At 45.3% G+C, this 19,791-nt stretch carries 18 protein-coding genes and 1 tRNA gene; 13 read left to right on the top strand and 6 right to left on the bottom strand.

The window, feature by feature from the left end; all coding sequences use genetic code 11:
* Positions 1-65 precede the first annotated feature (65 nt).
* The gene (locus B5D42_RS03670; RefSeq protein ID WP_078830100.1) at positions 66-392 is read right to left on the bottom strand and encodes a winged helix-turn-helix transcriptional regulator; all 327 of its coding nucleotides are present in this window, start codon (positions 390-392) and stop codon (positions 66-68) included.
* Between the two features lie 115 nt (positions 393-507).
* Here B5D42_RS03670 and B5D42_RS03675 point away from each other — a divergent pair, with 115 nt between their 5' ends.
* Positions 508-1,281, top strand: a complete 774-nt coding sequence (locus B5D42_RS03675) for an SDR family oxidoreductase (RefSeq protein ID WP_078830101.1) — start codon at positions 508-510, stop codon at positions 1,279-1,281.
* A gap of 177 nt (positions 1,282-1,458) precedes the next feature.
* On the opposite strand, the gene B5D42_RS03680 is transcribed toward B5D42_RS03675, so the two are convergent.
* Complete coding sequence (locus tag B5D42_RS03680; RefSeq protein ID WP_078830102.1) at positions 1,459-1,782, bottom strand: nuclear transport factor 2 family protein; 324 nt, start codon at positions 1,780-1,782, stop codon at positions 1,459-1,461.
* 22 nt (positions 1,783-1,804) lie between these two features.
* Positions 1,805-2,617, bottom strand: a complete 813-nt coding sequence (locus tag B5D42_RS03685; protein WP_245825537.1) for an SDR family oxidoreductase — start codon at positions 2,615-2,617, stop codon at positions 1,805-1,807.
* 104 nt (positions 2,618-2,721) lie between these two features.
* On the opposite strand from B5D42_RS03685, the gene B5D42_RS03690 reads away from it, so the two are divergent.
* Complete coding sequence (locus tag B5D42_RS03690) at positions 2,722-3,096, top strand: winged helix-turn-helix transcriptional regulator (protein ID WP_078830103.1); 375 nt, start codon at positions 2,722-2,724, stop codon at positions 3,094-3,096.
* Between the two features lie 64 nt (positions 3,097-3,160).
* On the opposite strand, the gene B5D42_RS03695 is transcribed toward B5D42_RS03690, so the two are convergent.
* Together B5D42_RS03695 and B5D42_RS03700 are read right to left on the bottom strand one after the other, a co-directional pair.
* Positions 3,161-3,571: a VOC family protein gene (locus B5D42_RS03695; RefSeq protein WP_078830104.1), complete on the bottom strand. Its 411-nt coding sequence runs from the start codon at positions 3,569-3,571 to the stop codon at positions 3,161-3,163.
* A gap of 42 nt (positions 3,572-3,613) precedes the next feature.
* Complete coding sequence (locus tag B5D42_RS03700; RefSeq protein ID WP_078830105.1) at positions 3,614-4,342, bottom strand: helix-turn-helix transcriptional regulator; 729 nt, start codon at positions 4,340-4,342, stop codon at positions 3,614-3,616.
* Positions 4,343-4,476: 134 nt separating this feature from the next.
* Between B5D42_RS03700 and B5D42_RS03705 the strand changes: the two genes are divergently transcribed.
* Together B5D42_RS03705 and B5D42_RS03710 are read left to right on the top strand one after the other, a co-directional pair.
* Positions 4,477-5,217: a YoaK family protein gene (locus B5D42_RS03705; RefSeq protein ID WP_078830481.1), complete on the top strand. Its 741-nt coding sequence runs from the start codon at positions 4,477-4,479 to the stop codon at positions 5,215-5,217.
* A gap of 568 nt (positions 5,218-5,785) precedes the next feature.
* Positions 5,786-6,718, top strand: coding sequence for a hypothetical protein (locus tag B5D42_RS03710; RefSeq protein ID WP_078830106.1), 933 nt, complete (start codon positions 5,786-5,788; stop codon positions 6,716-6,718).
* Positions 6,719-6,980: 262 nt separating this feature from the next.
* Here the strand turns inward: B5D42_RS03710 and B5D42_RS03715 are convergent.
* Positions 6,981-7,054 (bottom strand) — tRNA-Ala (locus B5D42_RS03715).
* A 196-nt stretch (positions 7,055-7,250) separates the two neighbouring features.
* Here B5D42_RS03715 and B5D42_RS03720 point away from each other — a divergent pair.
* The 9 genes from B5D42_RS03720 to B5D42_RS03760 all read left to right on the top strand — a co-directional run bounded on the left by B5D42_RS03720 (position 7,251) and on the right by B5D42_RS03760 (position 19,761).
* The gene (locus tag B5D42_RS03720) at positions 7,251-8,105 is read left to right on the top strand and encodes a transglutaminase-like domain-containing protein (RefSeq protein WP_176112892.1); all 855 of its coding nucleotides are present in this window, start codon (positions 7,251-7,253) and stop codon (positions 8,103-8,105) included.
* A gap of 77 nt (positions 8,106-8,182) precedes the next feature.
* Positions 8,183-8,611: a DUF1801 domain-containing protein gene (locus tag B5D42_RS03725; protein ID WP_078830108.1), complete on the top strand. Its 429-nt coding sequence runs from the start codon at positions 8,183-8,185 to the stop codon at positions 8,609-8,611.
* Positions 8,612-8,646: 35 nt separating this feature from the next.
* The gene (locus tag B5D42_RS03730; protein WP_078830109.1) at positions 8,647-9,351 is read left to right on the top strand and encodes a GNAT family N-acetyltransferase; all 705 of its coding nucleotides are present in this window, start codon (positions 8,647-8,649) and stop codon (positions 9,349-9,351) included.
* A gap of 257 nt (positions 9,352-9,608) precedes the next feature.
* Entirely contained in the window at positions 9,609-10,424 is an 816-nt protein-coding gene (locus B5D42_RS03735) for an SDR family oxidoreductase (protein ID WP_078830110.1), read from the top strand.
* Between the two features lie 27 nt (positions 10,425-10,451).
* The gene (gene uxuA, locus B5D42_RS03740; RefSeq protein WP_245825538.1) at positions 10,452-11,660 is read left to right on the top strand and encodes a mannonate dehydratase; all 1,209 of its coding nucleotides are present in this window, start codon (positions 10,452-10,454) and stop codon (positions 11,658-11,660) included.
* A gap of 38 nt (positions 11,661-11,698) precedes the next feature.
* Positions 11,699-14,104: a glycoside hydrolase family 3 N-terminal domain-containing protein gene (locus B5D42_RS03745; protein ID WP_078830112.1), complete on the top strand. Its 2,406-nt coding sequence runs from the start codon at positions 11,699-11,701 to the stop codon at positions 14,102-14,104.
* A 337-nt stretch (positions 14,105-14,441) separates the two neighbouring features.
* A complete protein-coding gene (locus B5D42_RS03750) occupies positions 14,442-17,558 on the top strand; it encodes a SusC/RagA family TonB-linked outer membrane protein (protein WP_217698781.1) in 3,117 nt (1,038 codons plus the stop codon).
* A 9-nt stretch (positions 17,559-17,567) separates the two neighbouring features.
* On the top strand, positions 17,568-19,079 hold the full coding sequence (locus B5D42_RS03755; RefSeq protein ID WP_078830113.1) for a RagB/SusD family nutrient uptake outer membrane protein: 1,512 nt from the start codon (positions 17,568-17,570) through the stop codon (positions 19,077-19,079).
* 4 nt (positions 19,080-19,083) lie between these two features.
* Positions 19,084-19,761 carry a hypothetical protein gene (locus B5D42_RS03760; RefSeq protein ID WP_078830114.1) on the top strand — a complete coding sequence of 226 codons (678 nt, stop codon included), beginning with the start codon at positions 19,084-19,086 and terminating at the stop codon, positions 19,759-19,761.
* Positions 19,762-19,791 lie beyond the last annotated feature (30 nt).

Consider the following 19,791-nt stretch of genomic DNA (forward strand, 5'->3'; position numbering starts at 1 on the left):
GTAATCTGGCTGTTCCCTGCTTCTTTGATGCCTGCAGCAGAAATATAAGGCCTGATGAACAAACGCTAACCAACATACTCAACACCCCATTTATACAGCTCATTGATAATGGGCTCTAACTTTTCCCCTTTTGTCGTTAATGTGTATTCAACGGTTGGTGGAACGGTTGCAAAAACTTTTCTCACAACAATCCCGTTTGCTTCCATGTTTTTCAATTCCTTCACCAGCATCCGGGTACTTATGTTTGGTATTAACCGTTCTAATTCGCTGAAACGTTTTTTGCCTGTAAACAAAGCATAGATAATAGACATAGACCATTTTCCGCCAATGACACCCAAAATCTCCTGAAGTGTACATTTTGCTACGGGCTGTTGCAACTTTTTTTTACTCATAAAATGGTTGATTTTATTCAATACTTTACTTCGTGTTATTACTATACATTGGTGTAACTACTATCAAAAGTAAAGTATTGTTCCTTCCTTTGTCTTTCATTCTTAAAAAAATAATATGGACAATTCACTAAAAGGACAAGTTGCCCTGGTAACAGGCGGAACGAAAGGCATCGGAAAAGCCATTGCTGAAAGGTTAAGTAAGGCGGGCGTAAAGGTCGTGGTAACCGCCCGAACTGCGCCGGATGAAAACACGGACGGACAGTATTTCATACCGGCAGACCTTACCCAACCCGAAAGTGCAGCAACAGTTGCAAAAGAGATTTTGGAGAAATACGGAAGGATAGATATCATTATCAACAATGCAGGCGCCAATTTAAGCCCGGGTGGCGGTTTCAGCGTTCTTTCGGACGAACATTGGTACAATGACTGGCAACTCAATTTCATGTCTGTGGTTCGTATCAACAAAGCATTACTGCCAACAATGATCGAACAAAAAAAAGGTGTGATCATCAACATTTCTACAGGTGCTGCAAAACAGCCGATCTGGGAAATGACCATGTCTTATTCTGCTGCAAAAGCGGCATTGAATATTTACAGCAAAGCGTTGGCAAACGAAGTAGGCGCAAAGGGGATACGGGTAAATGTAGTTTCGCCCGGCGTGGTTAAGACACCCTTAATGCTGGATTTTATTGACAACTTTGCAAAGTCATCCAATATCACATCTGACGAAGCATTTAAAGCAATAATGGACAAAGTAGGTGTTCCTTTGGGAAGAATGGCTGAACCCGAAGAAATTGCCAGCCTCGTAACATTCCTGGTGTCTCAGGATGCAAATTATATCACGGGCATAAACTATTCTGTTGATGGAGGCGCATTGCCTATTGTCTGAACGACTGGCATAAAAGTGATGGTGACAAAGCAATTGTAAATTAAATACCTATGCCTTACAATACGAAGCTACATCCCTAAGCCGGCTTCATATCTTGCAGAAAGGGGGTGCTTCCTGGTTTTGAAACACCCTCTTTGCTTCTGGTAATTCAGGAACTACTATTTGTCTGTTATACAGTTAGCCCGTTACTTTTAAAGTTTGAATAAGGCCATCTTCTATATCAAAATGAAATTTTAAGATAACCGGGCTTCCGGGAAAGGTTCCCGAACATTCTGCTGATAAAACACTTGTTTTACCTTCATGCACTATTGACAACGGCTTCATTACTGATTTATACTTTTTATTTGAGTCTTCTATCCACTCCTGGATATCCGCCTTTCCGGTATGTGTCTTTCCTTCGTCAAATACCACGGCTGTTTCAGAAAAACAATTAGCATAAGCTAAACTGTCGAATTCGTTTTGAGCTGTTACTAAGTCAGCAATTATTTTCGGCAAATTCATGCGTTGTTATTTTTATTGGTAATTAAATGGTTGGTATTGTGCCGCCATCGATGACGAATTCTGTCCCTGTCAGGTAGTTCGCTCTTGGGGAAACCAGAAATCCAACGAGCTCAGCTACTTCTTCAGGCTCTGCCGGCCTTCCGAAGGGTATTCCGCCTAAGGCGTCCATAACGCTTTGTTCAGCCTGCTCCATGGAGCAATTTGAACTCAAGGCAATCCGTTCTAAAAAATATTTGACATTTTCTGTCCTGATCCATCCCGGCGAAACTGTCAGTACCCGTACGCCTTTAGACGTCACTTCTTTCGATAGACCTTTACTATAATTGATCAGGCCGGCTTTGGCTGCCGCGTAAGGAAGTGTTGCATCGTATAACGGAAGTCGCCCCTGGATAGAAGCAATATGAATGATCACCCCGTTTTTCTGTTCAAGCATCTGAGGCAAAAAGCCACGGTCTAATCTCACTGGTGCCAACAAATTTGTTTGAAGGGTTTTTTCCCAGTCTTTATCGGTTAAAACCGAAAAACCGCCGCCCGGAGTTTCCGACGCTCCCAGGTTATTTACAAGAATGTCAAGCTTTTTGTACTTCGACAGAACCTCAGCTACCACTTTTTGTGTTCCCGATTCTGTGCTCAGGTCAGCTGAAATAAAATGCAGGTTCGGGGCTGGATTTTCAGGCGCGTTTCTTGCGGTAATAATAACAGTAGCGCCTGCCAGCAGCAGCCTTTCTGCAATGGCCTTTCCGGCTCCCTTTGTTCCTCCTGTTACCAGGGCAATTTTCCCGTTTAATTCACTGTTGTAATTCATTTGGATTTTCTTTTTAGAATTGATATCCAAATTTCTGACGTATGAGCTGCTCAAACAATTACGGGGAGCCGAATCGCATAGGGATAAATTTATCCCATATTGTCCGTGTAAGCCCATTAGATTAATTTTATACTATGCGTGAAAGAAAGATCCCTTTAAACCTGAATTGCGGTCTTGACCTGGCAGGCGAGGTTTTGTATGGTAAATGGAAGATCCGGTTACTTTGGTTTATTAATGCTGGACATAAACGTCCCAGTGAATTACAAAGAAAAATCCCGGATGCCTCACGAAGAGTGCTGAATGTACAGTTAAACGAACTCGAAGCGCATGGACTGATTAAAAAGAAAATTTTTGCAGTGGTTCCTCCCAAAGTCGAATATTCTCTGACCTCATTTGGAGAAACTATCATTCCTGTTATCGGGACCCTGGGTAAATGGGCTGATGAAAATGAGAACAGGTTGCGTGATCTTATTCAGAATATCAATATAAAACAGCCCGAAGAAAACTAAAGCGTTATAAACCTGCGGGTGCGTGTCTTAACGCATTTATATCACAACAGTGCCCGCCTTACGCTTAAACCTTGCCCTCAAATTTCCTGATGGCCTCTGCGCTAACGGGGGTGAAAAAGTTAACCAGGTTGCCGTCCGGATCGCGGAAAAGCAATGACCGGTTACCCCACGGCATCGTGGTTGGTTCCTGCACCAGATATGGGGCCAGGAACGCAGCTTGTTCCCGGAAAATTTCATCTACATCGGATGTGATGAATTCTATGATCGCTGTACGGTTTGCTGCGGCTTTGGCCACTTCAGGGCCTCCAAAGAATTGGAGGGTTCTCGTGCTGCCGATCGCCAGTGTTGCGCCAGGACTTTGGAGTTCTGCAAAATCTTCAGTGAAACGAATGGCGGTGATCCTGGTCACCTGCTCATAAAAAGCGATCAATTTACTAACCTGCGCGGTAATGATCCTAGTTGAAACGAAATTCATGTTCTTGTCATTTAGTTTGATTAGAACAAAATTCGCAGGGTCTTATGACAGCTGTTTGTCAGGGGTATAATTTTTTTGTTTTTTTTCCAGGTAAGAAGCAAGTGTGATATCGTGCGGGGTAAAGACAACGTCAGTAACCGTAAGCGATTTGATCCGGTCAAGCCTGAACATCCTGAAATCGCTTCTTAACCGGCAAAAAGCGACGAGCAGCCATTTTTCTTCCTGGCTATAATAAAACGCGAACGGTTCAATCTCGCGTGTTGTCCGGTCTTCACCCTTGTCAGATTGGTAAATAATTTTTAAAACTTTGAAGCTGGTTAGTGCGGCTTGTATCCGGGTAAGTATATCGCTCGGGCTGTCTTCCGTAAACGCAGGGCTAACGGCAATACGCTGCGACAGCAACGCTGCTTTTTCCTTAGTACCAGCATTTAATACTGCTTTAATCTTGGCCACGGCTGTGCCATATTCAGCGATCAGCGATGTGTCGCTTGTTTTCCTGATCAGGTGCTCAGCGGTGATAAAAGCATTGGCTTCATGTTCGGTAAACATCACAGGCGGAAGTTTATAACCCTCCATCAGGCTATAGCCTTTTCCTTCCCGGGTGTACACCGGTACTCCGGCAAGTTCAAGTGTTTTCACATCCCTGTAAATGGTCCTGACGCTAACCCCGAAATTGTCCGCCAATTGTTTTGCGGTTACAAGGCGTCCGCTTTGCAGGCGTGTGAGGATTGCAGTTAACCTGGCTATTCGTGTTGCGTCATAGAATTCCATGTCAGATAGCTGTCCTATAAAAGTAGTGAAATTTTATGCTGTGATCCGGGCAGATACCCGCTCAAAGAAAATTGCTGAATATCAATACGCATAACCTGAATGGTTTGATAACTTTGCTCCAAATCTTCACTCCATTGTTCAGGCATCAGGGAAAAACGCGTACACTTGGTCACAATCTTAAAATTGCGTCCCTGTTGTCATTTGTGGCGGGCCTTGTAAATGTGGCAGGTTTTTTTGCTGTACAAAGGCTTACAACAAACGTAACCGGGCATTTTGCTTTTTTTGTAGATGAGGTGTTTAAACTGAACTTCTGGCAGGGCTTCATTTACTTTCTGTATATATTCTTTTTCTTTTCAGGGTCATTTGTTTCAGGAATGCTCACGGAATGGGTGGCCAGGAAAAATGAGCGGATCATGTATGTGGCGCCCGTTATCATAGAGAGTGTATTGCTTTTGCTCATTGGCATTTTCTATCGCGAACTGATCAAGAGCAATCCTGATCTGATCGCATTCGGCCTGCTGTTCGCAATGGGCCTGCAGAATTCTCTCGTGACAACCATATCCAATGCGGCAGTAAGAACTACGCATCTCACCGGCTTGTTTACAGATTTAGGCATAGAATTAGCCCAATTGTTCTTCTACAAAACCGCTGAGCACAAACGTAAACTTTCCGCATCGATCAAATTACGGCTCACGATCATCAGTTTCTTCTTCCTGGGGGGCATAGCAGGTGGTGTTCTTTATGTCAACATAAACCTCCATGCGCTGATTATGGCAAGCCTGCTATTGATAACGGGATTGATTTATGATCATGTTAAATTCAGGGTGATACAATTAAGGCGGAAATATAGAAGTGATGAAGGGAAGGATGATTAGTTTTTTATAAAGCACCATGCAAATAGCTGTATGCCACAGCGATGATCTTTGCCCGTTTTTAATCTTCCGGGTGAAGGTTAAAAAAGAAACGTGTAGACGAAATAGTATGCTGCCCTGTTAATAAATTAATGCGTCTGCATAGTCAAGGGCCTACTTATACCCAAGGAAATACGCTTATGAATTTTTTTAAAGCCCCTGAGTAATAGAATAGTTTCAATATTTAAAGTTGTGCACCCATCGTGTAGTAAATTTTTTAAACGAAGCGCTACTACTATCATTGTCAGATTTTCTTTCCAATAAAGCCTCTTTCCTGTAAAAGTGGCGATTATTGAGCGGGTGCCTGAAAAGCAGATGATCCTCTGAATAGTCTGAAATGATCCCTCTTTTAGGAACTGATTGTTAGGCGGCTCTCATCAATTGATTTTCTTTCAAAATGATTGCCTTTATCCTGCGATTTGCTTATTCCGTTCCCTGTTCATATATTAGGGTTCCCCAGGCAATTTTTCCCATGATATGTTTTTGTAAGGTGAAAGAACAACGCATATAGTTATTCTAAAAATGTATTGCTATGTCTATTTTAGGAGGTTTAGGTCTGTCTGTTGGTGAGTTGCTGGCTGGAAAGCTGGCCGATGCAGGTTATAAGGAATTAACCAAAAAGCAGATCTCGGAGTATGAAAGCGCGCTCTATGACATCATTGAACGGACGAACAAAGAGTTTGAGAAAAAGTGTCCGGTTGAGGAAAAGGGAGGTATCCCTTTTTATAAATCACAAACGCTGCTGGATGTGTTGCTTGGATTCAGGTTAAGCAACCGTTTCGATGAAAAATACCTGGGGGCAGCAATCAAGGCGGATGACCGCATCATTGCGCCAACAAAAGAACAATTACAGTTGTATTTTGAGATCTTCGACCGGCAGCTTGAATCAATACCCAAGATCAAGGCGTTAAATATCACCAGTAATTACAAGGAAGAAATATTTCTTATACACGAGGCACTGCAAAGAATCGAACAGCAACATTCAGCATACCTGGCACTGGCCAAACAGCAAATGGCCATCCAGTTGCAACCCGATGTTGAGTTCCGTGTTTTTTGCCAGCGTACCCAAAGGAATTTTCCTTATGATAAAATGGGGCTGTTCCTGGAGATGACCAATCACAGCGCTTCTATTTCCATTAATCAGATCAAAGTCATTGTACGATGCGAAGCGCAGGGAGATTGCAAAGGATTCAATACATGGTTCATGACTACTGGAAATCTTAAACCTGGTGAACAACAAAGGATCGAATCCTTTTTTGAATATGAGGGACTGATCGCCAGTAGTTTTCCTGAAGGTAGTGTTGATCATTCAGGTGTCGGTGAAACCCGGGATTTTTTACCCCACCCTGCATACGAGGTATATCCATTAAGTGTTATGACGGAGTTTCTTCCCAGATACAAGGGTGCCGAAATGGTAAAAGATACCCTATCTCTTTTTTTGTTTGTAAAGCGTAAGAAACCTTGAGAAGAAACGTCGATGATACTATTGTCACTTTTACTGGTGATCTGAAGATGGAAAGCTGAGAGTAAAGACAATTGGTGAAACACTTTACTATAACCGGGATGATGTTTTTAAACTGATAAAAGAAGGATATTGAAGAATTGCCCTCATTGAGGGCTTTTTTTTGCCGTCAACTGAAAAGTTATTAACAGAATCAAAAACAGGCCTTAGTTTCTCGTAAATGAAAAATGGCTTACATTTTATATGTAAGCCACTGCTTTACAAGTGGAGAATACCGGATTCGAACCGGTGGCCTCTTGCATGCCATGCAAGCGCTCTAGCCAACTGAGCTAATCCCCCGTAAAATAAGAGCCCTCATTTTCAGAGGAATTGCAAATGTATAGTTTCGGCCATATCCCGCCAAAAAAATACCGCGGATTCTGGTTTGGCGGATTGCAGGTCAGAAATGCAGCTTCAGATACCTGAAACTGCAATCCGGTAATCAACTGTAACAAAAAGCAGCCGGCTGCGTATTGCTGTTGCAAAAATGAAAATGATGAAACTGAAAATCACAATACTGTTCCTTTTATTTCACAGCCTGCTTGGAGCGCAGCAGATCGATACCACAAGACTGAACCTGGCCGCTTTTGCCGACAGTATCAGCGGTTATGCGACCGATGATTATGAAAAGGCCCGCAAAATACTCTACTGGCTCAGCAGCAGGTTCGAATGGACAGCTACTGATTACCAGGCACGTACCGTGAACCAGGTCATCGCCCGCCAGGGCGGCAATTGTGCTGAACTGGCGAAAGTATACATGGCTATGATCAAAGCTTCCGATATCCGTTACCGGGCAACGGCGGAGATTAATATCCATCCTTATACAGAACGCAGGCAGGCATCGGCGGCAGCGCTGGTGAAAGAAAAAGGCAACCGTTACAGCGTTTTCGGACTACAGCATAATGACCACCGCTGGGTGGAGATCTATAACAAAACACTCGACAGGTGGGAGCCGGCAGATCCTTCACTGGGCATCATAGGGCTGGAAAGCTGGCTTAATGCCCGCATGGATTTTGGTGAAAGACATACCAAAGACACTGCCGCCAGCAACCAGATGATCGTGCCATTCGCGGTCTTTATTCCTGCTGAAGACGGCAGCTGGCTGGATCGGAGTGACTATTACCTGCTGGAGCAGTTCGATGCCTATTACAAAGGCCGGCTATCGTCTCTGCCGCAATGGACAGAATGGAAAGCTGCTGTACAGGCACTTACGCAACCATCTATGGCAGCTTTTCAAAACCGTGAAAACCTGCATGATCATTCCGCTGCCATTTCCCGTGTTGCCAATGCTTATGCTGCGCTGAAACAGGCCTACTCAGGCAGGTTCAAAACTTTATCAGAAAAAAACTGAACCCTGGCAGGCGTGCGGAAAAAGTTTTATCTTGGAAATGAAACCGGGTAACTCCGTTTCATTATAAAACCCGCAGCATGGCTAAGAACAAAACTATTCCCACCAAAAACAGTGTGGCTGATTTCCTTGCCGGCGTGGCAGACCCCGGCAGGCGTGCAGATTGTATCCGCCTCGCAGAGATCATGACCAAAGAAACCGGCTACGAACCCGAAATGTGGGGTACAGCGATCGTTGGTTTCGGCAGCTACGATTATAAGTACGAGAGCGGACACGAAGGCAGTGCGCCGCTTGTGGCCTTCTCTCCGCGGAGTAATGCCATCAGCCTTTATACTTCCATTGAATCCGAAGAGCGCGAACAATTGCGTGAACAGCTGGGAAAACATAAAAGCGGCAAAGGCTGTATATACATCAGCAAACTGTCTGATGTGAACCAGCCTGTGCTCGAAAAACTGATCAAAGCTTCGGTAAAACACCTGCGCAAAAAATATCCTGCACCGGGAAAATAAGTTACAGGTAGTCCGGCTCTATATTTGAATTGCTTATGTACCTGAAATTTTACCAGATCGAAAAACCTGACCGCGTAACCGGCAAACTGCTCGATGATTACCTTGAAAGAGGCTGGTACCGTGTTGGCCCGCTGATCATGACCACCGACTTTATCGAATACGAGGGCAGTTATGTACCCGTATTCTGGATCCGCCTCAACCTGCAGCAATACCGGCTCAGTACCGCGAGCAGCAGGATCTTGCGTCAGAACCAGGGCTTTAGTATTGAAATTGCAAAAAGCGCATTCACCGAAGAAGTTGAAGCACTGTATACCGGTTACCGGCTCGGGATCAGTTTTCCGGTGCCGCCTACCGCGAGGGAATACCTGCTTGATGTTACCGAACATGAAGTTTACGATACCAAAATGATACTGGTGCGCGATAACGGGAAACTCATCGCCGCAGGTTTTTTTGATGAAGGTCATCATTCCCTTGCCGGCATCCTCAATATTTTTGATCCCGCATATAAAAAATACAGCCTTGGCAAACTGCTCATCCTCAGGAAAATAGAATACGCCATTCAGACCGGCAGAAGTCATTATTATCCCGGTTATGTCAGCAGCCGCATCAGCAAATTCGACTATAAATTATTTCCGGATCTGGCTGCCACGGAAGTATTGCTGCCTTATTCCCGGAACTGGTATCCCTATGCCCCGATCGGCAAACAAGGACTCGAAGGAATACTGATCAATGGTGAGTAATACCTGATGCGGTTGCTTTTCAGTATGCATCGAAAACCTTATTTTCAACTGACTGTTTTTACCGGCCGCTTAAATGGTGCAGCAGACAGCCAGGCTAACAGGTAAAACCGGTAACCGGTAGACCAGAATGGCCATAACAGTGCGATTCCCTGATAAAATACACAAATAGCTTACTATTCTGCCAATTTTTTTATAACCAACTCTTGTAAGTTGCAGGCGTTTAGAAATGCTTATTTGTACAATAAGGCTTGTCGTGTATGGAAAATAATTATTCCCTTGAGGGAAAAGTGATCGTGGTTACCGGCGGGACCGGTATTCTGGGTCATGCTTTTGTTCAGGCGATCGCTGAAGCGGGGGGCATACCCTGCATACTGGGTCGCAATGAAACCGTGGCAAAAGAACGTGCCGCTGCAATCAATGAAGCTGGTGGCAAAGCACTGGCCCTTGTTGCGGATGTTATGAATGAAGAACAGCTGACTGCCGCAAAGCAACAGGTGCTGGACACATACGGTCGTGTAGATGGCCTCGTGAATGCTGCCGGCGGTAATATGCCGGCTGGTGTGCTGCAACCCACGGATAATATCTTCCGCATGAATATGGAAGGTATGAAACAGGTGCTCGACATCAATCTCTGGGGCACACTGATTCCCACACAGGTATTCGGAGAAGCGATAGCTGCAACAGGCAAAGGCAGTATCGTGAACATTTCTTCCATGAACTCCAAACGTGCCATTACCAAAGTACTTGGCTATAATATGGGTAAAGCCGCGGTTGACTGTTATACGCAATGGTTTGCTGTAGAACTGGCAAACCGTTATGGCGACAGCATCCGGATGAACGCGCTCGCCCCGGGATTTTTCCTTACCGAACAGAACCGCAACCTGCTTACAAAGCCCGAAGGCGGTTATACAGAACGCGGTGAACTGGTGATCAGGCAGACACCGTTTAAAAGGTTTGGTCACCCCGACGAACTCAAAGGCGCATTGGTATGGCTGCTGAGCGATGCCTCGAAATTTGTGACCGGTGCAATGATCTGTGTGGATGGCGGTTTTTCTATATTCGGGGGTGTATAACAAATTCCAGGATCAATTTTAACAATCATGTCAGTCAAGAATATAAAGGATGCCGGAAAGCGTATGGTGCAGACGATGCGCTGGTTTGGTCCGGAAGACCCGGTAAGCCTTTCAGATATACGTCAGGCCGGCTGCAGCGGTGTGGTAACTGCATTGCATCATATTGCCAACGGGGAAGTGTGGACTGTGGCGGAGATCCGTGAAAGGATCGCTGTTGTGGAAGCAGCAGGCTTAACCTGGGACGTGGTGGAAAGCGTGCCTGTGCACGAAGCCATCAAAACCCGCACCGGTAATTTTGCTGTATATATCGAGAATTATAAAACAACACTGCGTAATCTCGCAGACTGTGGCATCAGGACCGTGACCTATAATTTCATGCCGGTGCTCGACTGGACGCGTACGGATCTTGCTTATGAAGTAGAAGACGGATCGCGTGCGTTGCGTTTTGAAAAAGCAGCATTCATCGCATTCGATCTTTATATCCTTCAGCGTAAAGGTGCTGAAGCAGATTATACCGTTCCGGAAATCGCACGTGCAAAAGACCGTTTTGATGCAATGAGCGATGCAGAGCGGAAACAGCTGGAAAGAAATATCATTGCAGGATTGCCCGGAAGCGAAGAGAGTTTCACGATCGCACAGTTCCAGGAAGCCCTCGATGCGTATGCAGATGTGGATGAAAATGCGTTGCGGCAACACCTGGTTGCTTTTCTTCGGGAGATTGTACCTGTTGCAGATGATGCCGGCATTAAACTGGTAGTGCATCCGGACGATCCGCCTTTTGCAATTCTCGGTTTGCCGCGTGTGGTTCGCAATGCAGAAGATCTGCGCTATATTTTTAATGCGATCCCTTCATTGAACAATGGTCTTTGTTTCTGTACAGGTTCCTTCGGTGTTAATGCCGATAATGATCTGCCTGCAATGGTTCGTGAGTTCGGCGACCGCATCAATTTTTTGCATCTGCGCAGCACAAGAAGAAATATTTACGGCGACTTTTTTGAAGATAATCATCTTGATGGTAACGTGGATATGTATGCAGTTGTGAAAGCAGTGGTGGAAGTGATGGACAAACGCAACTGTTCCATTGTGATGCGCTCGGACCATGGCCACCAGATGCTCGACGACCTGAAGAAAAAAACCAACCCCGGCTATTCTGCCATCGGCCGTTTACGCGGTCTCGCAGAACTGCGTGGCCTGGAACTGGGGATCAGGCAAAGCTTCCCATACTCGCCACAATAAAGCATATCTCTTTAACGGATCGCAACCACTACACGCATATGAAAAAGACATTGGTATTCATCTGCAGTACTGTTATGGCCTTAACCGGCATAGCCCAGCAAAAGACCATCTATCATAACGGCTGGATCGATTTCAATAAGAACGGCGTTAAAGATCTGTTTGAAGACAGGACTCAACCCATCGGTAAAAGAGTAGAAAATCTCCTGTCGCTGATGACGCTTGACGAAAAGACCTGTCAGCTAGCAACATTATATGGTTATGGTCGTGTGTTGAAAGATGAAATGCCTACTGCTGCATGGAAAACGGAGATCTGGAAAGATGGCATCGCAAATATCGATGAAGAACTGAACAGTCTCCCTAATAATAAGAAAGCACAGACCCGTTATTCTTTTCCTTACAGCACACATGCAGAAGCGATCAATACTATTCAGAAATGGTTCATTGAAGAAACCAGGATGGGGATCCCGGTAGATTTTACCAATGAAGGGATACATGGTCTCTGTCATGACCGTGCCACTCCTTTACCCGCACCGATCTCTATCGGCAGTACCTGGAACCGTGAGCTCGTAAGGATCGCAGGTGAAACTGCAGGTCGTGAAGCCAAAGCTTTGGGTTATACCAATATCTATGCACCGATCCTCGATCCTGCACGCGATCCGCGCTGGGGGCGTGTGGTGGAATGTTATGGTGAAGATCCTTTTCATATTGCCGAACTTGGCAAACAGATGGTGAATGGTATCCAGTCGCAGGGAGTAGCAGCAACGCTTAAACACTTTGCGGTGTACAGTATTCCCAAAGGTGGCAGGGATGGCAATGCAAGAACCGATCCGCATGTGGCGCCAAGGGAAATGCACCAGTTATACCTGTATCCTTTTGAACGTGTGATCCGGGAAGCGAAACCGCTTGGCGTGATGAGCAGCTATAACGACTGGGATGGCGTTCCGGTAACAGGCAGCTCTTATTTCCTGACAGAATTATTACGGAAACAATATGGCTTTAACGGGTATGTTGTGTCAGACAGCCGTGCGGTAGAGTTCATCGCATCAAAACACAGGGTGGCTGCCGATCTGAAGGAAGCCACACGTATGGCCGTAGAAGCCGGACTGAATGTCTGGTGCGATTTTGCAACCCCTGCTACTTATATCAACAATGTACGCGAACTGGTAAAAGAAAAGAAACTGAGCATTGAAACGGTGAACCAGCGTGTACGGGATGTGCTGCGTGTGAAATTCATGCTTGGCCTTTTCGATCAGCCCTATGTGGCGGATCCAAAAGCGGCAGATAAACTGGTTCACACCCAAAAAGATGATGCGTTTGCTTTACAGATCAACCGTGAATCACTGGTGTTGCTCAAGAATAAAAATGCACTGCTTCCTTTGAACCGTTCTGAACTTAAAAATATCCTGGTAACAGGTCCGCTTGCAGATGCTGAGAGCCATACGATCAGTCGTTATGGTCCATCCAATAATCCTGTGACATCCGTTCTGAAAGGTATACGTCAGCTTGCAGGAAGTAATGTTCAGGTCAGTTATGAGAAAGGCTGCGAAATTGTAAACGAAGGCTGGCCAGAAACGGAGATCATCCCAACACCGCTTACCAATCAGGAGCAGGAAGACATCCGCAAAGCTGTGGAAAAAGCCAGAACTGCTGATGTGATCATTGCAGTATTGGGTGAAGATGAGAAGCGCGTGGGCGAAAGTCTTACCAGGACCTCACTCGATCTTCCGGGCAGACAACAGCAACTCCTTGAAGCACTTTATGCAACCGGTAAACCTGTTGTTCTCGTGCTGATCAACGGACAGCCTTTAACCATCAACTGGGCTAATAAATATGTGCCTTCCATACTTGAAGCCTGGTTCCCTGGCCCTTCCGGCGGAACTGCCATTGCAGAGGCTTTGTTCGGCGATTACAATCCCGGCGGAAAACTTGCGATGACATTCCCGAAATCGATTGGTCAGATCGAACTGAATTTCCCGTACAAGCCCGGATCGCAGGCAGGACAACCTTCCGAGGGCGATAATGGTTACGGCAAAACAAGTGTGAACGGGCCTTTATATCCTTTCGGTTACGGATTAAGCTATACCAGCTTTGCATATAGTAATCTTACAGTAACACCCGGTGAACGCAGGCTGAACAGCGGTGAATTTGAGATCAGTGCAACCATCAGTAATACGGGAAAAGTAAAAGGTGATGAAGTAGTGCAGTTGTATGTAAAAGATATGGTAAGCAGTGTAACTACATACGATCTGCAGCTGCGCGGATTTGAGCGTATCACATTACAGCCTGGTGAAAGTAAAACCGTACATTTTACACTGAAGCAGCAGGACCTCGCATTGCTGAATGAAAAATTGAAATATGTAACAGAGCCCGGTGAATTTGAAATAATGCTCGGCAGTTCATCCACGGATCTGCGTCTGAAACAGAAAATCAACATAAAAAACTGAAACTTGTCCGGCTACGTTTATAAATAATGATTTACCGCTTTCTGAAAAAAATAACCTTAACGTACATGCTATTGACACTAAAGGGTAAAAATGATGCTAAAATTGTTTATTACAATGTAAATACGGCGAACTGACCCGCATGAAAAAAGAATTTACTTGCAATTAGGATTATAGGTGAGTCCGGGCTGTTGCTACGATATGTTTTTTCTGATGAAATACAATGGCAGCACAGCAATAAAGAGTTACCTGTTACCCTGATTGCAAACGAAACTCATATTTCTTTCTATTAAACCGAAACTGCGGAAAGGAATATGTATACCCAAAAACTGCTTGCTATATGGAACAAAAACACATTCCGCGCATGCCTGTACCCGGTGTAAGATACAGGCGCTATGCAACCATCTTTCTTACACTTTTCCTCTTATTCACATTGCAGCTGCAAGCCCAGACCCTTAAGGTCAGCGGTATTGTAAAAGACGCCAAAGGCGATCCTATGCAGAGTGTAACCGTAACGGTGAAGGGTAAATCCCAGTCAACCACAACGGACGCAGCAGGAAAATATACAATTACGGTACCGGATGCGAAATCCGTACTGGTATTCACTTTCGTAGGTTATATCGACCAGGAAGAACCTGTAAATGGTAAAACAACCGTGAACACTACGCTTTCTGCAGGTGCCTCCAACCTCGATGAAGTAGTGGTAATCGGTTACGGTGTACAAAAGAAAAGAGATGTGGCTGGTGCGGTGAATTCCATCGGTGCCAAAGACATCGCGGAACGCGTACCTGTAACCATGTTCGATGCGATCCAGGGTAAAGCTGCCGGTGTACTTGTAACCAATGATAACGGCGATCCTGCAGGACAAGGTACGATCCAGATCCGCGGTGCCTCTACCATCAATTCAGGTAATGGTCCTTTATATGTAATCGATGGTATCATCAGTGAAAACGGAAACTTCCTGAACCCTAATGATATCGAAACCATCGACATCCTCAAAGATGCCGCATCTGCAGCGATCTATGGTGCGCGCGGTGCAAACGGCGTGATCCTGATCACTACCAAAAAAGGACGTGAAGGAAGGCCGGTGATCAATGCCAACTATTACAGACTCTACGGAAAACTGGCGCATAAACTGCGTACTACATCTGCAGATGAACTTCGTTATTACCGTGCTATGCGTGGTGATGGTAACAATGGTTACAATGTGGATTCACTGAACCCTTACCTCAATGCAGATAACGATTACCAGGACCTGCTTTTCAGGACCGGTGTAAAACAAGTTGCATCCCTGAGTATCAGCGGGGCTCAAAAAGGAATTAATTACTACGGTGGTATCACTTATACAGATGACCAGGCGATCGTGATTAACAGCTGGATCAAAAGGGTTCAGTCTAAGATCAACGTGAGTTACCTGGCATCGAAAAAACTGACTGTATCACACAGCCTTGCATTTGCATTCCAGACAGGTAACACCATTCCTGTGGGTAACAGTGCGAAGCAGGTGTTTGAAAGGAACCCATGGACAAGCGTATACCGTCCTGACGGAAGCTATGCAGGTTATATCGAATCGAAAAGAAACCCGGTAGCACAGGCATTGTATAATATCGATCTCGATAAAAACTACACAGTACAATTCAATACACAGCTGGCTTACCAGTTCACGAAAGAACTGAAGCTGACAACGCTTTTCAACGCACAGCTGGATAATAACAGCAACTCACAGTTCACGCCAAGCTCACTGACCAACGGTGGAACAGGCGATGCAACCGGAAGCAATACAGTAGGTAAGAACTTCTACTGGGAGTACCAGGCATACCTGAACTATAACAAACGCTTCGGTGACCACAACGTTAGCGGAACAGCGGTATTTGGTGTAGACAGAAGAAGAGACGATCGTATGTCTATCGCAACCTACAAATACCTCAGCGAAGAAATCCTTGTGGGTAATGTAGGTACGGTAGATCTTACAAAAAGCTACACAACAGCAACAGCGTATTCTGATGCGAACCTGACTGCACGTATCGGCGACAGCTATAAAGGCCGTTACATTGCGCAGGCTACCTTACGCCGTGATGCATCATCACGTTTCGGGCAGAATAACAAATGGGGTACTTTCTATTCAGGATCACTGGCGTGGATATTCTCCAGTGAGAAATTCATGGACAGGACCAGCAGCTGGCTGACAGACGGTAAGCTCCGCCTGAGTTATGGTAAAACCGGTAACGACCGTATCGGAAACAGCAACTATCCTTCTTACACAGTAATGAACTTCGGTGAGAATTACTACAACGGTAATTTCGGAGCTGCAGAGAACACCACACTGGGTAACGCTAATATTCACTGGGAGAGCACAACCTCAACCAACTTCGGTCTGGATCTGAGCCTCTTCAAGAACAGGGTAACCATCACAGTGGATTATTACACCAAGAATACCAACGACCTGCTGTACAACAGCGCACTGCCAGGCGAAACCGGCAAACGTAACGTGAACATCAACCTGGGATCTATCCAGAATAAAGGTCTTGAGCTTTCAATGATCGCAACCCCGATCGTTAAGAAAGACCTGCGTGTGGAAGTGATGGGTAACATTACATTCCAGAGAAGCAAGATCACTGAACTGGCGAACCATACCTCATTCATTTCAGGTAACAAATGGCTGATCCAGGAAGGTGGAATGATCGGTGATTTCTATGTATGGAAAAACCTGGGTGTTTACCAGTGGAACGAGTCGAATGCATATGATGCAAACGGCACCAGGCTTACAGTAGTGCTGGATCAGAACGGTAAACCAAACGGTACTTATACACTCGATGGAAAACCATATACAGGAACCATCAACTACAAATCAAGGAACGGATTCAAATTACAGGGTGGCGATACCGAGTGGTATGATGCGAATAACGATGGTATCATCGACGAGAAAGATAAAGTGATCGCAGGTAATGCACAGCCTGATTATTTCTATGGTTTCGGAGCAACTGTTAAATACAAGAACTGGAGCCTGAACTTCCTCTTCAACGGACAATCGGGCAACAAGATCTATAACGCAGTACGTAATGCGCAGAACACATTCAGCTCAACTTATACGCCGCCGATCTGGGATGCAGCACTGTACTCCTGGCAGAAGCAGGGAGATGTCTCACAGTATCCTTATTTCCCGCTGAAAGACACAAGAGGCAGTATCAGCAATGGTTATAACAGCCTGTATATCGAAGATGGTTCATTCCTCAGGCTGAGCAGTGTAAGGGTTGCTTACACACTCGGTTCTAACCTTGCAAGCAAGCTGAAACTGAAAAATGCATCCGTATATGTGTATGGTAATAACCTCCTTACCTGGACAAATTATACATGGTACGATCCTGAGTTCAGCTCGAATGGTCTGAACATCGGAGAGGATAATGGAAAGTATCCCAAACGCAGGGAACTGGGTGTTGGTATCAATGTTAATTTCTAAAACAGTATCATGAAAAAGTTAGTTAATATCATTTCAATATTAGTCCTCGTAGTGTTTGCCGGGGGCTGTAAAAAGTTCCTCGATGAAAAACCGCTGACGCAGGTTCCAACCGAGAACTATTTCAAATCACTGAAAGACGTAACTGCGGGCATGGCCGGTATGTACGGATCTTTCCAGCAGGAAATGACCGGCGATGGTAATGGGTTCTCCGGTAAATATCACTATTGGGGCGAGGGCCGTTCGGACAACTTCGACAGGTCTCAGTACAACAACACCACTATCACCGAAGAAGCACTGAACCAGATGACTTCAGGTAACTCGGTGGCAGACTGGACAGGTCTTTACCGTACCATCGGACGTGCGAACACCTGTATCAAATACATTCCGCAGGCAGCTGCTTTCGATAATGCTGTAACAACCAATGTGGTGAATAATAACCTCGCCCAGGCATATGCCATGCGTGCTATGTGCTATTTCTACATTGTAAGATTATGGGGTGATGCGCCATTATGGACAGAGCCGTATCTGGACATTACACAACAGGCGTCCAAGCCACGTAATCCGAAAGCAGAGATCCTCGATACAATTGTTTCGGATCTGACAAAAGCCTACAACATGATCCAGAAAAAACAGACTGCTGTGATCTGGAACATCAATGAAGGAACAATTGCAGCGATGCTCGCAGATGTATATCTCTGGAAGAAAGATTACCCTAAGGCGATCACCTGGACTGCCAATGTATTCACTTCAAAAGGTTCGAAAGCGGTTGATTACGGAAGCACCGGAACCACACTGGAGCCAGCGGCAACCTGGAAAAACCTGTTCATCAATCCGGCTAACACCAACGAAGCTATGTGGAGCATCAGCTGGGATTATAACTTCAATGGTTGTGCATGTCTGCCGATCTCTATGGGACTGTCTAATAACCCTGTGGCAATGGATTCGGTATTGCATACCAACTGGAAGAAGAATACGGCGGATATCCGGGTTAAATTCTCTTATGATACCCTGCCAGGTTTAGGTCACTGGGATAAGGTGATCAAGTTCCATAACATTGCCGGTAATGTGATCCCAACAGGAACCGGCGCGGCACTTGCTAATACCTATAATGTGTACCTGACCATGTACCGCCTCGCAGATGTTTACCTCAACTATGCGGAAGCATTGAACAGGAGCGGAGACCCTGTTAACTCTTTACGTTACCTGAATTACATCCGCGTTCGTGCCGGCCTGCCTGCTCTGCTGGCAACAGATCCTTCTATCTCAACACAGGATAAGATGGAAGATGTGATCCTCAATGAAAGGCGTTACGAGTTCTTCGCAGAAGGTAAACGCTGGTTCGACCTGGTACGTACCGGAAAAGTGAAAGAGGTGATGGACCCGATCCTGAAGATCAGGCAGACCAAGTATGGAAGCGCACCAGACGGCTTTGGATCTGATCTGAACAAGATCCTCTTCCCGCTGCACAGGAATGTGCTCGAGTACAACAAGAAATTAGTTCAAAACCCTTCTTATAACTAATACCATGAAAAAGATCAATATAAAAACGAAAGGTTTTCTGCTGGCCATTGGCATGGTAACCATGTTATCGGGTTGCTATAAACTTCAGACAGATTATAACAGAACACCACATACCGTAGATCCGCATATCAACAGAACCGCCTGGCAATACATTGTAGACCGTTCTGTAGCAAACAATACAGATACCATTTTCAGGGTGATGTACAATGCGATCATTTACAGCGGGATGGATAGTAACGAATACAAGGTTCCGAACAGGACTTTCATTCTCATGAATAATAATTCAGCGAAAGCTGTATGGACCAATGTGAAAACAGCTACCAATGTTGCAGGAAAAAGATGGGAAGACTATCCGAAAGATGCAGTGAAAAAGTACCTGCAATACCTGATCGTTCAGGGCGTGTATGATCACTATACATTGCCTGCGCAAAGTAACGTAGAAGTGAAAACAACAGCTCCGGCCGGTTCCTTCACAACGGCGCCAACAGGTTTTGCGATCCCGAACTTCGTTACAAATCCGAATTCGATCATGCAGATGCAGGTGCTGAATTCTTCACCCAGCAATACTTCGGATTACCCGATCCAGCTGAATACGGTGTTGAATGTACAGACCAGCAGTATCCTTGCAACCAATGGATCCGTGCATGTGATCAACGGGTTCCTGACAACGAACACACAATAATTTAAATGTATCCAAAGGATTATTGCAGTA

It is taken from the genome of Sediminibacterium ginsengisoli, from assembly GCF_900167075.1.
GTDB lineage: Bacteria > Bacteroidota > Bacteroidia > Chitinophagales > Chitinophagaceae > Sediminibacterium > Sediminibacterium ginsengisoli.

Bases quoted from the DNA above. Each gene is read 5' to 3' on its own strand.
- B5D42_RS03670 (WP_078830100.1), bottom strand. From the start codon at position 392: ATGAGTAAAAAAAAGTTGCAACAGCCCGTAGCAAAATGTACACTTCAG.
- B5D42_RS03675 (WP_078830101.1), top strand. From the start codon at position 508: ATGGACAATTCACTAAAAGGACAAGTTGCCCTGGTAACAGGCGGAACG.
- B5D42_RS03680 (WP_078830102.1), bottom strand. From the start codon at position 1,782: ATGAATTTGCCGAAAATAATTGCTGACTTAGTAACAGCTCAAAACGAA.
- B5D42_RS03690 (WP_078830103.1), top strand. From the start codon at position 2,722: ATGCGTGAAAGAAAGATCCCTTTAAACCTGAATTGCGGTCTTGACCTG.
- B5D42_RS03695 (WP_078830104.1), bottom strand. From the start codon at position 3,571: ATGAATTTCGTTTCAACTAGGATCATTACCGCGCAGGTTAGTAAATTG.
- B5D42_RS03700 (WP_078830105.1), bottom strand. From the start codon at position 4,342: ATGGAATTCTATGACGCAACACGAATAGCCAGGTTAACTGCAATCCTC.
- B5D42_RS03710 (WP_078830106.1), top strand. From the start codon at position 5,786: ATGTCTATTTTAGGAGGTTTAGGTCTGTCTGTTGGTGAGTTGCTGGCT.
- B5D42_RS03720 (WP_176112892.1), top strand. From the start codon at position 7,251: ATGAAACTGAAAATCACAATACTGTTCCTTTTATTTCACAGCCTGCTT.
- B5D42_RS03725 (WP_078830108.1), top strand. From the start codon at position 8,183: ATGGCTAAGAACAAAACTATTCCCACCAAAAACAGTGTGGCTGATTTC.
- B5D42_RS03730 (WP_078830109.1), top strand. From the start codon at position 8,647: ATGTACCTGAAATTTTACCAGATCGAAAAACCTGACCGCGTAACCGGC.
- B5D42_RS03735 (WP_078830110.1), top strand. From the start codon at position 9,609: ATGGAAAATAATTATTCCCTTGAGGGAAAAGTGATCGTGGTTACCGGC.
- uxuA (WP_245825538.1), top strand. From the start codon at position 10,452: ATGTCAGTCAAGAATATAAAGGATGCCGGAAAGCGTATGGTGCAGACG.
- B5D42_RS03745 (WP_078830112.1), top strand. From the start codon at position 11,699: ATGAAAAAGACATTGGTATTCATCTGCAGTACTGTTATGGCCTTAACC.
- B5D42_RS03750 (WP_217698781.1), top strand. From the start codon at position 14,442: ATGGAACAAAAACACATTCCGCGCATGCCTGTACCCGGTGTAAGATAC.
- B5D42_RS03755 (WP_078830113.1), top strand. From the start codon at position 17,568: ATGAAAAAGTTAGTTAATATCATTTCAATATTAGTCCTCGTAGTGTTT.
- B5D42_RS03760 (WP_078830114.1), top strand. From the start codon at position 19,084: ATGAAAAAGATCAATATAAAAACGAAAGGTTTTCTGCTGGCCATTGGC.